This is a genomic window from Cellulomonas sp. P4_A2 (assembly GCF_056402515.1).
The window spans coordinates 33,161-47,212 of sequence record NZ_JBFUHG010000009.1 but is presented as its reverse complement, the minus strand read 5'-3'; the positions used below and the strand labels follow the sequence as shown (position 1 = coordinate 47,212).

General features: G+C 71.7%; 15 protein-coding genes. 11 read left to right on the top strand and 4 right to left on the bottom strand.

All coding sequences use genetic code 11. From position 1 onward, the window contains the following. Positions 1 to 9: 9 nt before the first annotated feature. The gene (locus AC1DUE_RS11235; RefSeq protein ID WP_477039501.1) at positions 10 to 660 is read left to right on the top strand and encodes a thymidine kinase; all 651 of its coding nucleotides are present in this window, start codon (positions 10 to 12) and stop codon (positions 658 to 660) included. 1 nt (position 661) lies between these two features. On the opposite strand, the gene sepH is transcribed toward AC1DUE_RS11235, so the two are convergent. Further along, complete coding sequence (gene sepH, locus AC1DUE_RS11230; protein ID WP_477039500.1) at positions 662 to 1,720, bottom strand: septation protein SepH; 1,059 nt, start codon at positions 1,718 to 1,720, stop codon at positions 662 to 664. 121 nt (positions 1,721 to 1,841) lie between these two features. Here sepH and AC1DUE_RS11225 point away from each other — a divergent pair, with 121 nt between their 5' ends. Both AC1DUE_RS11225 and AC1DUE_RS11220 read left to right on the top strand, forming a co-directional pair. Beyond that, the gene (locus AC1DUE_RS11225) at positions 1,842 to 2,648 is read left to right on the top strand and encodes an inositol monophosphatase family protein (protein ID WP_477039562.1); all 807 of its coding nucleotides are present in this window, start codon (positions 1,842 to 1,844) and stop codon (positions 2,646 to 2,648) included. A 160-nt stretch (positions 2,649 to 2,808) separates the two neighbouring features. Continuing rightward, positions 2,809 to 3,108, top strand: a complete 300-nt coding sequence (locus AC1DUE_RS11220) for a DUF4193 domain-containing protein (protein WP_028046491.1) — start codon at positions 2,809 to 2,811, stop codon at positions 3,106 to 3,108. A 71-nt stretch (positions 3,109 to 3,179) separates the two neighbouring features. On the opposite strand, the gene AC1DUE_RS11215 is transcribed toward AC1DUE_RS11220, so the two are convergent. Continuing rightward, positions 3,180 to 3,662, bottom strand: coding sequence for a DUF3093 domain-containing protein (locus AC1DUE_RS11215; protein ID WP_477039499.1), 483 nt, complete (start codon positions 3,660 to 3,662; stop codon positions 3,180 to 3,182). Between the two features lie 39 nt (positions 3,663 to 3,701). Here AC1DUE_RS11215 and dut point away from each other — a divergent pair, with 39 nt between their 5' ends. The 4 genes from dut to AC1DUE_RS11195 all read left to right on the top strand — a co-directional run bounded on the left by dut (position 3,702) and on the right by AC1DUE_RS11195 (position 6,204). Beyond that, positions 3,702 to 4,172: a dUTP diphosphatase gene (dut, locus tag AC1DUE_RS11210; protein ID WP_477039498.1), complete on the top strand. Its 471-nt coding sequence runs from the start codon at positions 3,702 to 3,704 to the stop codon at positions 4,170 to 4,172. 145 nt (positions 4,173 to 4,317) lie between these two features. Continuing rightward, positions 4,318 to 5,082 (top strand): DUF3710 domain-containing protein, encoded by a 765-nt coding sequence (locus AC1DUE_RS11205; RefSeq protein ID WP_477039497.1) that lies wholly within the window; start codon positions 4,318 to 4,320, stop codon positions 5,080 to 5,082. Next, complete coding sequence (locus AC1DUE_RS11200) at positions 5,079 to 5,447, top strand: OB-fold nucleic acid binding domain-containing protein (RefSeq protein ID WP_477039496.1); 369 nt, start codon at positions 5,079 to 5,081, stop codon at positions 5,445 to 5,447. The genes AC1DUE_RS11205 and AC1DUE_RS11200 overlap by 4 nt, the downstream gene beginning before the upstream one ends. Further along, a complete protein-coding gene (locus tag AC1DUE_RS11195; protein ID WP_477039495.1) occupies positions 5,440 to 6,204 on the top strand; it encodes a DUF3159 domain-containing protein in 765 nt (254 codons plus the stop codon). Before AC1DUE_RS11200 ends, AC1DUE_RS11195 begins: the two co-directional genes overlap by 8 nt. Here AC1DUE_RS11195 and AC1DUE_RS11190 read toward each other — a convergent pair. Then, positions 6,137 to 6,811, bottom strand: coding sequence for a potassium channel family protein (locus AC1DUE_RS11190; protein ID WP_477039494.1), 675 nt, complete (start codon positions 6,809 to 6,811; stop codon positions 6,137 to 6,139). The two genes, AC1DUE_RS11195 and AC1DUE_RS11190, sit on opposite strands and share 68 nt — an antisense overlap. After that, complete coding sequence (locus AC1DUE_RS11185) at positions 6,808 to 7,458, bottom strand: potassium channel family protein (protein ID WP_477039561.1); 651 nt, start codon at positions 7,456 to 7,458, stop codon at positions 6,808 to 6,810. The genes AC1DUE_RS11190 and AC1DUE_RS11185 overlap by 4 nt, the downstream gene beginning before the upstream one ends. Positions 7,459 to 7,576: 118 nt before the next feature. On the opposite strand from AC1DUE_RS11185, the gene AC1DUE_RS11180 reads away from it, so the two are divergent. The 4 genes from AC1DUE_RS11180 (at position 7,577) to acnA (ending at position 14,005) form a co-directional block, all read left to right on the top strand. Next, positions 7,577 to 9,580: an APC family permease gene (locus AC1DUE_RS11180; protein WP_477039493.1), complete on the top strand. Its 2,004-nt coding sequence runs from the start codon at positions 7,577 to 7,579 to the stop codon at positions 9,578 to 9,580. Continuing rightward, on the top strand, positions 9,570 to 10,826 hold the full coding sequence (locus AC1DUE_RS11175; RefSeq protein ID WP_477039492.1) for a class I SAM-dependent RNA methyltransferase: 1,257 nt from the start codon (positions 9,570 to 9,572) through the stop codon (positions 10,824 to 10,826). The genes AC1DUE_RS11180 and AC1DUE_RS11175 overlap by 11 nt, the downstream gene beginning before the upstream one ends. Positions 10,827 to 10,903: 77 nt before the next feature. After that, complete coding sequence (locus tag AC1DUE_RS11170) at positions 10,904 to 11,077, top strand: translation initiation factor 2 (RefSeq protein WP_477039491.1); 174 nt, start codon at positions 10,904 to 10,906, stop codon at positions 11,075 to 11,077. Positions 11,078 to 11,260: 183 nt separating this feature from the next. Next, positions 11,261 to 14,005, top strand: a complete 2,745-nt coding sequence (acnA, locus tag AC1DUE_RS11165) for an aconitate hydratase AcnA (protein ID WP_477039490.1) — start codon at positions 11,261 to 11,263, stop codon at positions 14,003 to 14,005. Positions 14,006 to 14,052 lie beyond the last annotated feature (47 nt).

Here is a 14,052-nt window from a genome sequence, read left to right as displayed (position 1 = left end):
TCCTGACCTGTGGCCGAGCTCGTCTTCTTCTCCGGGACCATGGACTGCGGCAAGTCCACCCTGGCGCTCCAGATGCACCACAACCATGCGGCGCGCGGCCGCGACGGGATCCTGTTCACCCGGCAGGACCGCGCGGGCAAGGCGGTCATCTCCTCGCGCCTGGGCCTGACGCAGCGCGCGCTCGAGGTCGAGGACACGACGGACTTCTGGGCGGACGTCGTCGCGCGTCGCACCCACGGGCACCCGGTGGACTACCTGATCGGCGACGAGGCGCAGTTCTACACCGCCCGGCAGGTCGAGCAGCTCGCGCGGGTCGTCGACGAGCTCGGCGTGGACGTGTTCGCGTTCGGGATCTCGACGGACTTCCGAGCCCGGCTGTTCCCCGGGGCGGCCCGCCTGGTCGAGCTCGCGGACCGCGTCGAGGTGCTCCAGGTGATGGCGCTGTGCTGGTGCGGCGCCCGCGCCACCCACAACGCCCGGACCGTCAACGGGACGATGGTGGTCGAGGGCGCGCAGGTGGTCGTCGGCGACGTCGGCTCGGCTGCCGACGAGGTCGGTTACGAGGTGCTGTGCCGTCGCCACCACATGCGCCGGATGACCGCTGCGGCCGCCCGGGCGTCGTCTCCGTCGATGCAGACCCTGGACTTCGAGACCGGCTGAGCTACTCGGGCTTCGCCCCGAAGACGATCTCGTCCCAGCTCGGGACCTTGGCACGCCCGCGGCGCGCCGCCGCCCGGGGGCGGTCGCCGTGCTCGTCGTGGTCGGCCGAGTCCGCCGCGAGGGCGATCGGCGTGGGCGACGGGACCATGACCGGCGCCGGGTAGACGACGGCCTCCTCGGCCGGCTCGGCGTCCTGCGGGTGAGCGCCCGGGACGTCGGCGTCGGGTCGCCCGAAGTCGAACGCGTGCTGCGGACCGAAGCCCTCGAACTCCTCGGTGTCGTCGTCGTCCAGCTCCAGCGCCTGGCGCACGCCGCGGCGGTCGCGCAGGTCGTCGAGGAGCGCGGCCGTCTCGTCCACGGGATCGGGTTCCGGTGCCGGGTCCGGCAGGACGGCCGTCGACGCGGCCGCCGTGCGGACGGTCGTGCCGTCGGGCTGGAAGTCGAACACGACGTCCCGGACGGCCGCGAGGTGACGACGCGACACGGGCTCGTCGGGCAGCTCGGTCTCGGACAGCCAGCGTGCCTCGTCCTCGTCGGCCACGACGGTGCGCTTCGACGGGTCGAAGGTCCAGCGGGCCTCGCGCTCGGAGTCGTCGACGGTGAACCGGGCCAGGACGACCCAGGGACCGTTGGCGTCGCGCGCGGAGTCCCAGGCGAGCGACGCGAGGTCGACGCCACGGGCGGCCAGGCGGTCGGTGACGAGGTCACCGAGGACGGGCGAGCCCATCTCGCGGCCGACGCGCGTGCCGCGGGCCTGCTCGGCGATGTGCTCGCGCTCGGCCAGCACCGGTCCCTCGTACCGCCTGACGCGCTCGATCGGGAGGCCCGCGGAGTCGGCGACCTCCTGCGTCGTCGCGCCGGCGCGGATGCGTGCCTGGATCTCCCGGGGGCTCAGGGTGCCCGCGCTCTCCGCGCGCAGCTGCTCGAGCTGCGGACGGTCGCGGCGCACGGCAGCACGCAGCGGTTCGTCGATGCGCAGCCGGAATCGCGCACCGTCCGGACCCACCAGGACGAGATGCTCCCCGTCCTCGTGCAGACCCACCAGCTCGAGCTCAGCCATTCGACCTCCCAGTACCTCGGGACGAGCCTGCCACCGATCCGGCCCGCAGCCGTGGACGCTGGGCGGTGCGCCGCCGGACCGCTGACAGGATGGACCGGTGACCGAACAGATCCGTTCCCTGATGCAGGTCGCCGAGATCGTCGCCCGCGAGGCCGCCGACCTGGTGCGCGAGGGCCGGGAGGGTCAGATCTCCGTCGCCGCGACGAAGTCGAGCGCCCAGGACGTCGTCACGGCCATGGACCTCGCCTCCGAGGCGCTGCTGCGTCGCCGGCTCGCCGAGCTGCGGCCCGACGACGGGCTCCTCGGCGAGGAGGGGTCGCTGACGCCGGGCTCGTCGGGCATCTGGTGGGTGGTCGACCCGATCGACGGCACGGTCAACTATCTCTACGGCCTGCCCGCGTACGCGGTGTCGGTGGCGGCAGTGAGCACGCCCGGCGGCACGCCTCCCGACCCGGCGACGTGGACGGTGCTCGCCGGGTGTGTCGTCGCACCCAAGGACGGCCGCGTGTTCCTGGCCGGTCTGGGGCTCGGCGCGACCCTCGACGGCCGGTCGCTGCGGGCCAACGACGCGCAGCCGCTGATCGACAGTCTCGTCGGCACCGGGTTCGGCTACGTGGCCGCGCGGCGCAGGGCCCAGGCGCGTGTCGTGGCCGGTCTGCTGCCGCAGGTACGTGACATCCGTCGCATCGGGTCGGCCGCGCTCGACCTGTGCACCCTCGCCTCGGGCGGCCTCGACCTCTACTACGAGCGGGGCCTGCAGCCGTGGGACCTCGCGGCCGGGTCGCTCGTCGCCCGGGAGGCCGGTGCCGTGGTCACCGGCCTGCGCGGGCGACCCGCGGGGGAGGCCATGACGGTCGCCGGACCACCCGGACGGGTCGAGGAGCTGGTCGCCTACCTGGAGGCATCCAACGCTGACCAGGACAGTTGACCAACGGGCCTGATCCAGAAGATGTTCTGTCACTGTTCGCGCATCCGGCGGATGTGGTGCAGAATCCCACCCGCGACAGGGAACAAAACGCCGCTCCGGCGCATTGATCCCGCGTACGAGTTCCCCGAGTACGACCAAGACACGGAGTGTGACGCCAGACATGGCTACCGACTACGACGCCCCGCGCAAGACCGAGGAGGACCTGAGCGAGGACTCGCTCCAGGAGCTCCAGGCCCGGCGTTCCGACAAGAACTCGGGCGTGGTGGACGAGGACGAGACCGAGGCGGCCGAAGGGTTCGAGCTCCCTGGAGCGGACCTCTCGGGCGAAGAGCTCTCCGTGCGCGTGCTGCCCCGTCAGGCCGACGAGTTCACCTGCTCGAGCTGCTTCCTGGTGCATCACCGCAGCCAGCTCGCCTACGAGCGTGACGGTCACCCCGTCTGCTCCGAGTGCGCCGCCTGACGCGCTCACCTACCTGACCGGCCGGTCGTCCCCACGGGGCGGCCGGCCGCGCTGTTTCTCGGGGCAGGTTCTCAGGATCCGGTCAGGGCGGCGACCAAGGCGTCCGGGTGGCGCGTGGAGACGATCCAGTACGGCGTCGGGTCCAGCGGGTCGACGAGCTCGACGCGGACGGCCGTGTGGATCCACCCCCGCTGGCACAGGTAGGCGCGGGCGTCGAGACGGGGGCCCAGCTCGGTCCGCACCCCGGCCGCGTCCAGCGCCGTCGCGCCGCCCACCAGGTCCCGCGGGATACGCGCCGGGCCGGCCTGCAGCGTCGTGCCGTCCACCCGCACGACCGGCGCGGTGGCGACCAGGGCGAACATGCCGACGACGACCACCGCGAGGCCGAGCACGACCGCGAGCCACGCGGCGACCGGCAGGAACGCGATGCCGATCATCGCGCCGAACACGATCAGCAGCACCCAGCCGACGGGCCCGAGGGTGAGCCGTTCGGAGTACACGGTGCTCGTGGGGACGGAGGCGGGCGACGAAGTGCCGCCGGGAACGTCGGGCATGCCCCCAGCATCCCATCCGGGCCGGTAGGGTCTGGCCCCGTGACGGCCGACCACAGCCCCGAGGTCCTGCTCCAGCTCCTGGACCCGGACCTTCCCGAACCCTCCTACGCACACCCCGGTGACGCGGGCGCGGACCTGGTCACGCGCATCGACGTGGTGATCCCGCCGCAGGGCCGGGTGACGGTCCCGACGGGTGTCGCGATCGCGCTGCCCGACGGCTACGCGGCCTTCGTGCACCCGAGGTCGGGCCTGGCCATGCGGCACGGCCTGACCATCGTCAACGCGCCCGGCACCGTCGACGCGGGTTACCGCGGCGAGATCGCGGTGACCCTGCTGAACACGGACGTGGAGCACGCCCTCGAGCTGCACCGCGGCGACCGCATCGCGCAGCTGGTCATCCAGCGCGTCGAGCGGGCGCGGTTCGTCGCGGTCGACCACCTGCCGGGGTCGCACCGCGGTGAGGGCGGGTTCGGGTCCAGCGGCGGGTGGAAGGCGGCACCGGCCGGCTAGGTGGGCACAGGTGGCGGGGCTACTGTCTTCGGTAGAGAAGCCCGTCGCCGCAGTCGTGAGCGTGGTGTTCGGGTAGAGGGACGGTCTGCGCTCGTGCAGGCAGCAACGTGCGCCGCAGTGCGCGCGTCGAGGAGGAGTGAGCAACGTGGGTCTGTTCCGACGTGGTGGGAAGGACGCCGCCACCGATGAGGCTATCGACGCCGCCGACGCACCGGTCGAGGAGTCCGAGACCGACGAGGTCGACGAGCTCGACGAGGTCGTCGAGGTCGACGCCGAGCCGTTCCAGCGCACCGGCGGTCCGTGGGACGCCGACGAGGTGACCGACGACATCGCGCGGGTGGACCTCGGCGCGATCCGGATCCCGGGTGTGCAGGGCATGGAGCTGCGGATGGAGATCGACAAGGCGACGGACACCGTCTCCGCGGCGTCAATCCTGCTGGACGGCTCGTCCCTGCAGGTCCAGGCTTTTGCCGCACCGCGGACCGAGGGCATCTGGGACGAGATCCGCGGCGAGATCGCCGAGTCGGTGACCCAGCAGGGTGGGTCGGTCGACGATCTGCCCGGACCGTTCGGCCGCGAGCTGCTCGCCCGGCTGCCCATCCGCACCCCCGAGGGCCGCACCGGCCACCGGCCCGCCCGGTTCGTCGGCGCCGACGGACCGCGGTGGTTCGTGCGCGGCGTGCTGACCGGCCGTGCGGCCGTCGATCCCGCCGCCGCCGCGCCGCTCGAGAAGGTCTTCGCGGGCATCGTCGTCGTGCGCGGCACGGATGCACGCGCGCCCCGCGACCTGCTCACCCTGACGCTGCCCGGTCCGGCCAACCCCGAGCTCAGCCCCGCGGAGCCGACCGAGGCCGAGACGCCGAGCTTCGACCCGCTGACCCGCGGACCCGAGATCACGGAGACCCGATGAGCCTCAAGGAGCGCCTGAAGAAGGCGGTCGCGTCGCAGGCCGAGATCGAGGCCGACGAGGAGCGCCAGGACGCACACCGGTCCGTCGGGTGCACCCCGGTCGACCAGCTGAGCAACCGCTCGCGCGCCAGCGTCTCCGGGGTCATCCGGTCGGTCACCCTGCGCCCGCGCGAGGGCGTCCCGGCGCTCGAGGCCGAGCTGTACGACGGCAGCGGCTCGCTGGACCTCGTCTGGCTGGGCCGGCGCGAGATCTCCGGCATCGAGCCCGGTCGTCGCCTGAAGATCGAGGGGCTGGTCTGCCTCGTCGACGGTCGCCGCACCGTGTTCAACCCGCGCTACGAGCTGCGGCCGCGTCCCGGTGAGTGAGTCGCACCCGGACGACGGCCGGCCGCTCGAGGGGATAGACGCGATCGACGAGGTCGTCCCTCCCGAGGAGGGGGGCCTGCGCGGCATGCGCGTGCTGGCGGCCGACGAGTTCTCCGCCATGGCCGCCATGGGCGGCGTCCGGGGGATCATCGAGGCCGTCGCGCCCGGGCTGCTCTTCGTCGTCGTCTATCTCGCGACCGGTCAGACCCTGAAGCCGGCCCTGGTCGCGGCGTCCGCCGCCGCCGTGATCGCGGTGATCGTGCGGCTCGCCCAGCGCACCCCACCGACGCAGGCGTTCGCCGGGATGGTCGGCGTCGGCATCGGCGTCTTCTGGGCCTGGAAGACCGGCGACGCGAACGACTACTTCGCCTACGGCCTCTGGGTCAACGTCGCGTACTTCCTGGCGACGCTGCTCTCGATCGTCGTCGGCTGGCCGCTCGTCGGGCTGGTCATGGGCCTGTTCCGGCCGGAGGGTCCGCTGTCGAGCACGGGCAGCTTCGCCGCGGCGGTGGACTGGCACGCGGACCCGGTGCTGCGTCGCCGGTACGCGCTGGCGACCTGGCCGCTGGTGGCGCTGTTCGGCCTGCGGCTCGCGGTTCAGCTTCCCCTGTACTTCGCCTCCGAGACCGCGTGGCTCGGCACCGCGAAGCTCGTGATGGGCGTGCCCGGGACCGCGCTGGCCCTCTGGTTCAGCTGGATGCTGGTCCGCGGGTCAAGAGCTGTTCCAGCTCGGTCTCGTCCGCGTCCCGCCCCGTGACGAACAGCAGCTCGTCGCGACCCTCGAGCGTGTCGTCCGCGGTCGGGGCGATCGGCCGGGTGTCGCGCACGATCGCGGCGAGCACGGTGTCCGACGGCCACTGGATCTGACCGACGCGCACGCCGGCCAGGGGGGAGTCCTCGGGGAGCGTGAGCTCGAGGATGTCCGCGCGCGACTGGTGGAACGTGAAGATCCGCACGAGGTCACCGACGGTCACGGCCTCCTCGACCATCGCCGTCATGATGCGCGGGGTGGAGACGGCGACGTCCACGCCCCACGCCTCGTCGAACATCCACTCGTTCTTCGGGTTGTTCACGCGCGCGACCGTGCGGGGAACCCCGAACTCGGTCTTGGCGAGCAGCGAGATGACGAGGTTGGCCTTGTCGTCGCCCGTAGCGGCCACGACCACGTCGGCCTCGTCGGCCTTGACCTGGCGCAGCGTGGGCAGCTCGCACGCGTCCGCCAGCAGCCAGTCGGCGTCGGCCACCTGCGAGACGCGCATCGCGGACGGCTGGCGGTCGATCAGCGTGACCTCGTGGCCGTGGCCCAGGAGCTCGCGCGCGATGGACCGGCCCACGGACCCCGCCCCGGCGATGACGACCCTCATTCGGACACCGCCGGCGCCGAGGTGAGGATCCGTTCGACGAGGGCGGACTCGGCGGCGAGGAGCAGCACGTGCACGGTGTCGTTCTCCTGCAGGACGGTGGTCGACGTCGGCAGGATGCCGTCGCCGTAGCGGGTGACGTACGCGACGCGGGCGCCGCTGGCCTCCTCGAGGGCGCGCAGGGGCCTGCCCACCCAGCCCTCGTGGATGTCGATCTGCGAGAGCTGGATCTTGCCCGAGTAGTCGCGGTACTCGTCCGTCGCACCCATGGGCAGCAGCCGGCGCAGCACCTGAAAGGCGGTCCAGCGCACGGTGGCGACGGTCGGGATGCCGAGCCGCTGGTAGATCTCCGCGCGGTGCGGGTCGTAGATGCGGGCGACCACGTTCTCGATGCCGAACGTCTCGCGGACCACCCGAGCGGCCAGGATGTTCGAGTTGTCGCCGTCCGAGACCGCCGCGAACGCGAACGCGTCCTCGATGCCGGCCTGCTTCAGCGTGTCGCGGTCGAAGCCCAGACCCGTGACCTTGTTGCCCTCGAAGGACGGGTCGAGGCGTCGGAACGCCTCCGGGTTCTGGTCGATGACGGACACCGAGTGCCCGTGTTCCTCGAGGTTCTGCGCCAGCGTGGCGCCCACTCGTCCGCAGCCCATGATCACGAAGTGCACAGGGCGCACGCTATACGTCCCGCGGCTCTCTGCGAGACCCCGACCCAGGCGGGCAGGGCGTCGGTGGTGTCAGACGGTCCGCAGCCGCCTAGCATGAGCCATCGTGTCGGACCTCTCGGATGCCGCCAAACGCCTGCTGCTCGGACGACCCGTCCGCAGCGACAGGCTCGGCCACACGCTCATCCCCAAGCGCATCGCGCTGCCCGTGTTCGCCTCGGACGCGCTCTCGTCGGTCGCGTACGCGCCCGACGAGATCCTGCTGACCCTCTCGCTGGCGGGGGCCTCCGCCCTCGTGATCTCTCCGTGGGTGGGGCTGGCGGTCGTCTTCGTGATGCTCGTGGTGGTCGCCTCCTACCGGCAGAACGTGCACGCGTACCCCTCGGGCGGCGGCGACTACGAGGTCGCGACGACGAACCTCGGCTCGAATGCCGGCGTCACGGTCGCCTCCGCTCTGCTGGTCGACTACGTGCTGACGGTGGCCGTGTCGATCTCGTCGGGCGCCCAGTACGCGGCGACGGCCTTCCCACCCCTGCGCGGGCACGAGGCGGCGTTCGCCGTGGGGCTCGTCGTGCTGCTCACCGTGGCCAACCTGCGTGGCGTCAAGGAGTCGGGGAGCCTGTTCGCGATCCCCGTCTATCTGTTCATGTTCGCGATCGGTGCGGTCGCGGTGGTCGGTGCGATCCAGTTCGCCACCGGCAACCTGGCGATGGCCGAGAGCGCGGACCTGCAGCTGCTCCCCGGTGACGGGCTCAACGAGGGGCTGGCGGGGATCGCGGGCTTCTTCCTGATCCTGCGCGCGTTCGCGTCGGGCTGTGCCGCACTGACCGGTGTCGAGGCCATCAGCAACGGCGTGCCCGCGTTCAAGAAGCCGAAGTCGAAGAACGCGGCGACGACGCTGGCGCTGCTCGGTGGCATCTCGGTGACCATGATCATGTCGATCCTGCTGCTCGCGCGCGCCACCCACGTGACGTTCGCCGACGACCCGATGACGCAGCTGACCCGCAACGGGCAGGCGGTCGAGGCCACCTACATCCAGCACCCGGTGATCAGCCAGCTGTCGACCGCGGTGTTCCACGACTTCCCGTGGATGGCGGTCATCGTCTCGATCGTCACCGGCCTCATCCTCGTGCTCGCCGCGAACACCGCGTTCAACGGCTTCCCGGTGCTCGGCTCGATCCTGGCGCGCGACGGGTTCCTGCCGCGCCAGCTGCACACCCGCGGCGACCGGCTCGCGTTCTCCAACGGGATCGTCACACTGGCGCTCGCGGCGATCGCCCTCATCATCGCGTTCGACGCCGAGGTCACCCGGCTGATCCAGCTCTACATCGTCGGCGTCTTCGTCTCGTTCACGGTCAGCCAGTTCGGCATGATCAAGCACTGGACACGGCACCTGCGCACCGAGGCCGAGCCCGCCGCACGCGCCGCCATGAAGCGCTCGCGCGTCATCAACACCGTCGGGTTCGCCATGACGGCGACGGTCCTGGTGGTCGTGCTCGTCACGAAGTTCACTCATGGCGCCTACATCGCGATCCTGGCCATGGCGGTCGTCTTCGTGCTCATGAAGTCGATCCACCGGCACTACATGCAGGTCCGCGCCGAGCTGGCGCTCGGCGCCGACGCCGCCTCCGCGCGGGCGCTGCCCAGCCGCGTGCACGCGATCGTGCTGGTCAGCCACCTGCACCGGCCGACGATGCGTGCGCTGTCCTACGCCCGGGCGTCGCGGCCCCAGATCCTCGAGGCCCTCACGGTCGGCGTCGACCCCGAGGACGTCGAGACCCTGCGCGCCCAGTGGGAGGAGCTCGCGATCCCCGTGCCGCTGCGCGTGCTCGACTCGCCGTTCCGTGAGATCACGCGCCCGGTGCTCACCTACGTGCGCTCGGTCCGGCGGGACAGCCCGCGCGACCTCGTCGTCGTCTACATCCCCGAGTACGTGGTCGGGCACTGGTGGGAGCAGCTGCTGCACAACCAGAGCGCCCTGCGGCTCAAGGGACGCCTGCTGTTCACGCCCGGCGTCGTCGTCGCGTCCGTGCCGTGGCAGCTGGCCTCCACCGAGGGCCAGACGGGGCTCGAGGACCCGGTCCGGGGTACGGTTCCGCGTGGCTACTGACCTTGAAGCACCTGTCGTCGAGCTCGAGATCGGGCCCGTCGCCCACGGAGGGCACTGCGTCGCCCGCCACGAGGGTCGGGTCGTCTTCGTCCGGCACACGCTGCCCGGCGAGAAGGTCCGTGCCCGGCTGACGGACTTCGGCGACACCTCGAAGTTCTGGCGCGCCGACGCCGTCGAGGTCCTCGACGCCTCGCCGGACCGCGTCGAGTCGGCGTGGCCCGCGGCCGGTCCGGGGGGTGTCGGCGGGGGAGAGCTCGCCCACGTCTCGCTGGACGGTCAGCGCGCCTGGAAGAAGGCCGTGCTGGCGGAGCAGCTCCAGCGGCTGGCCAAGCTCGACCTGGACGTCCCCGTGCAGGCGGCGCCCGGCGACGACGAGCGCGGCGGCCTGGGGTGGCGCACGCGGATCGACCTCGTCGCGGACGCCGAGGGCCGGGCCGGGATGCACGGCTTCCGGTCCCACACCATCAAGGTGCTCGACTCGATGCCGCTGGCCAGCGAGGCGATCGTGGCCCTCGACCTGTTCGGTCGCCGCTGGTCCGCCGGCGCGCGCGTGGAGGCCGTCGCCCCGTCCAGCGGCGACACGCCCGTGGTGCTCGTCGACGACGCACCGTACGACCTCGGGCGCGGGCGCATGGACGGCCGGACCAACGCCCGGACGGCGGTGCGCGAGCACGTGCAGCTGGGCGAGCGCGCGTACACGTTCCGGGTCGCCGGCGCCGGGTTCTGGCAGGTTCACCGCGAGGCACCCGAGCTCCTGGTCAAGGCCGTGCTCGCGGGCCTGGGCGACGTCGACGGCGCCGCGGTGCTCGACCTCTACTCGGGTTCCGGGCTGTTCACCGCCCCGCTGTCGGACGCGGTGGGCGAGACCGGTGAGGTCGTCTCGGTCGAGGGCGATGCCCGCGCAGTCAAGGACGCCCGACGCAACCTGCACGATCGCGCGAACGTCGAGCTCCACGCCGGCGACGTGGCCAAGGTGCTCACGGGCACCGTGGACGCGGACTCCGACGTCGTGCACGCGGACGCGGTCGTGCTCGACCCGCCGCGCACGGGAGCGGGTCGTGCGGTGGTCGCGGGCATCACGGCCCTGCGACCGGAGCGCGTGGTCTACGTCGCGTGCGACCCCGCCGCGCTGGCCCGCGACATCGCCCTGTTCGCCGCCGACGGGTACGCCCTGGCCGACCTGCAGGCGTTCGACCTCTTCCCGATGACGCACCACCTAGAGGCCGTCGCGGTCCTGGCGCGCTGAGGCGGTGCGCGCGCCCGCACGCGGGGCTAGCGTGGATCGCAGCCGGACCGTTGGGCCCGGCAGAGGGGAGCGGCACGGTGAGCGAGAAGGATCCGGTGAGCCGGCTGGCTGAGGCGAAGCGGCTGGTCACCCAGGAGCTGCACAAGCAGGGCACGCCCGAGTACGACCCCCGGTCGCACGAGCGGGCGATCGAGGCCGAGCGCAAGGCGCAGGACGCGGTCGACGCGCAGCGGGCCGGGTCGACCGGCTGACGCGCTGATCCGGTCGACCCTCGTCGCGAGACGGGGGTCGATCTGTGTGCGGAGGGCCGCCAAAGGATGTATCTTGATGTCGAGATAAATCGCGGCCCGCGCCCCGTAGGGTGACAGGACGCACTCGCCAGCAGCCCGGGTGACCCCCATCCCCGGCACGTTCTCGCCAGCGAAGGAGCCCCCGTGAGCAGCGTCGACAGCTTCGGATCCAAAGGAACACTCGAGGTCGGTGACGCCTCCTACGAGATCTACCGCCTCTCCGCCGTCCCAGGAGTGGAGAAGCTCCCGTTCAGCCTGAAGGTCCTGGCGGAGAACCTGCTGCGCACGGAGGACGGCGCGAATATCACCGCCGACCACGTGAACGCGCTGGCGACGTGGGACCCGGACGCGCAGCCCGACACGGAGATCCAGTTCACGCCGGCGCGCGTGATCATGCAGGACTTCACCGGCGTGCCCTGCGTGGTCGACCTGGCCACCATGCGCGAGGCCGTCGTCGACCTCGGCGGCGACGCGACACGCATCAACCCGCTCGCGCCCGCCGAGCTGGTCATCGACCACTCGGTGCAGATCGACGTCGCCGGCCGCGCCGACGCCTTCGAGCGCAACGTCGCCCTGGAGTACGAGCGCAACCGCGAGCGCTACCAGTTCCTGCGCTGGGGCCAGACCGCGTTCGACGACTTCAAGGTCGTCCCGCCGGGCACCGGCATCGTGCACCAGGTCAACATCGAGTACCTGGCGCGCGTGGTCATGATCCGGGATGGTCGCGCATATCCCGACACCTGCGTCGGCACCGACTCGCACACCACCATGGTCAACGGCCTGGGCGTGCTGGGCTGGGGCGTCGGGGGCATCGAGGCCGAGGCGGCCATGCTCGGCCAGCCCGTCTCGATGCTCATCCCGCGCGTCGTCGGCTTCAAGCTCACGGGCACCATCCCGCCCGGCGTGACGGCCACCGACATCGTCCTGACGATCACGCAGAAGCTGCGCCAGCACGGCGTCGTCGGCAAGTTCGTCGAGTTCTACGGCGCCGGCGTCGCGGCCGTACCGCTGGCCAACCGCGCGACGATCGGCAACATGAGCCCCGAGTTCGGCTCGACCGCGGCGATGTTCCCGATCGACCGCGTGACCCTGGACTACCTGCGCCTGACCGGTCGCTCCGAGGAGCAGCTCGCGCTCGTCGAGGCGTACGCCAAGGAGCAGGGCATGTGGCTCGACCCCACGCTCGACTCCTACATCGAGCCCGTGTTCTCCGAGTACCTCGAGCTGGACCTGTCGACGGTCGTCCCGTCGATCGCCGGCCCGAAGCGCCCGCAGGACCGCATCGAGCTGTCGCGGGCCAAGGAGCAGTTCCAGCGCGACCTGCCCACCTACGCGCCCGAGGCCGCGAACGGCGTCGACGAGGCCGAGGAGGAGTCGTTCCCGGCGTCCGACTCGCCCGCGATCACGTCGTCGGCCACGCGTACGTACCCCGTCACGGACACCCAGGGCCGCTCGTACGACCTGTTCCACGGTGCCGTCGCGATCGCGTCGATCACGAGCTGCACCAACACGTCGAACCCGTCGGTCATGATCGCCGCGGCCCTCGTCGCGAAGAAGGCCGTCGAGAAGGGCCTCACGGCCAAGCCCTGGGTCAAGACGTCGATGGCCCCGGGCTCGCAGGTCGTCACCAACTACTACGAGAAGGCCGGCCTGTGGCCGTACCTCGAGAAGCTGGGCTTCCACCTGGTCGGCTACGGCTGCGCCACGTGCATCGGCAACTCGGGCCCGCTGGACGAGAAGGTGTCGGAGACCGTCCAGGAGCACGACCTGGCCGTCGCCGCGGTGCTCTCGGGCAACCGCAACTTCGAGGGCCGCATCAACCCCGACATCAAGATGAACTACCTGGCCTCGCCGCCGCTGGTCATCGCGTACTCGCTCGCGGGCACCATGGACTTCGACTTCGAGTCCGACCCGCTGGGTCGCGACGAGGCCGGCCACCCGATCTTCCTCCGGGACATCTGGCCGTCCCCGGAGGAGGTCCAGACGACGATCGACGCGTCGATCGACCGCGCGATGTTCACGGCGGACTACGCCGACGTGTTCACCGGCGACGAGCGGTGGCGCTCGCTGCCGACGCCCGAGGGCGCCACGTTCGAGTGGGACCCGCAGTCGACCTACGTGCGCAAGCCCCCGTACTTCGAGGGCATGCAGGCGACGCCGTCGCCGGTCGTGGACTTCCACGGCGCGCGCGTGCTGGCCAAGCTGGGCGACTCGGTCACCACCGACCACATCAGCCCGGCAGGCTCGATCAAGGCCGACAGCCCCGCCGGCCTGTACCTGGCCGAGCACGGTGTGGAGCGCCGCGACTTCAACAGCTACGGCTCGCGCCGAGGCAACCACGAGGTCATGATCCGCGGCACGTTCGCGAACATCCGCCTGCGCAACCAGCTGGTCCCCGGCGTCGAGGGCGGGTTCACGACGAACCTCCTGACCGGCGAGCAGACGTCGATCTACGACGCCTCGCAGGCCTACCAGGCGGCGGGCATCCCGCTCGTCGTGCTGGGCGGCAAGGAGTACGGCTCCGGCTCGTCGCGCGACTGGGCCGCCAAGGGCACCAGCCTGCTGGGCGTCAAGGCGGTCATCACGGAGAGCTTCGAGCGGATCCACCGGTCGAACCTCATCGGGATGGGCGTGCTGCCGCTGCAGTTCCCGGAGGGCGAGTCCGCCGACTCGCTCGGCCTGGACGGCACGGAGACGTTCGACATCGTCGGCGTCACCGCCCTGAACGAGGGCACGACGCCCCGGACGCTCGCGGTCACGGCGACGAAGGAGGACGGCTCGGTCGTCTCGTTCGACGCGGTGCTCCGAATCGACACCCCGGGCGAGGCGGACTACTACCGCAACGGCGGCATCCTGCAGTACGTGCTGAGGTCGCTGGTCAAGGCCTGACGCCCGCTCTCCACGAGCCCGGTCCCCGTCGCGGGGCCGGGCTCGTG

What these genes read in the sequence shown, in the direction of transcription:
- sepH (WP_477039500.1), bottom strand. Translation starts at nt 1,720, where the DNA reads ATGGCTGAGCTCGAGCTGGTGGGTCTGCACGAGGACGGGGAGCATCTC.
- AC1DUE_RS11225 (WP_477039562.1), top strand. Translation starts at nt 1,842, where the DNA reads ATGCAGGTCGCCGAGATCGTCGCCCGCGAGGCCGCCGACCTGGTGCGC.
- AC1DUE_RS11220 (WP_028046491.1), top strand. Translation starts at nt 2,809, where the DNA reads ATGGCTACCGACTACGACGCCCCGCGCAAGACCGAGGAGGACCTGAGC.
- AC1DUE_RS11215 (WP_477039499.1), bottom strand. Translation starts at nt 3,662, where the DNA reads ATGCCCGACGTTCCCGGCGGCACTTCGTCGCCCGCCTCCGTCCCCACG.
- AC1DUE_RS11200 (WP_477039496.1), top strand. Translation starts at nt 5,079, where the DNA reads ATGAGCCTCAAGGAGCGCCTGAAGAAGGCGGTCGCGTCGCAGGCCGAG.
- AC1DUE_RS11190 (WP_477039494.1), bottom strand. Translation starts at nt 6,811, where the DNA reads ATGAGGGTCGTCATCGCCGGGGCGGGGTCCGTGGGCCGGTCCATCGCG.
- AC1DUE_RS11185 (WP_477039561.1), bottom strand. Translation starts at nt 7,458, where the DNA reads ATGGGCTGCGGACGAGTGGGCGCCACGCTGGCGCAGAACCTCGAGGAA.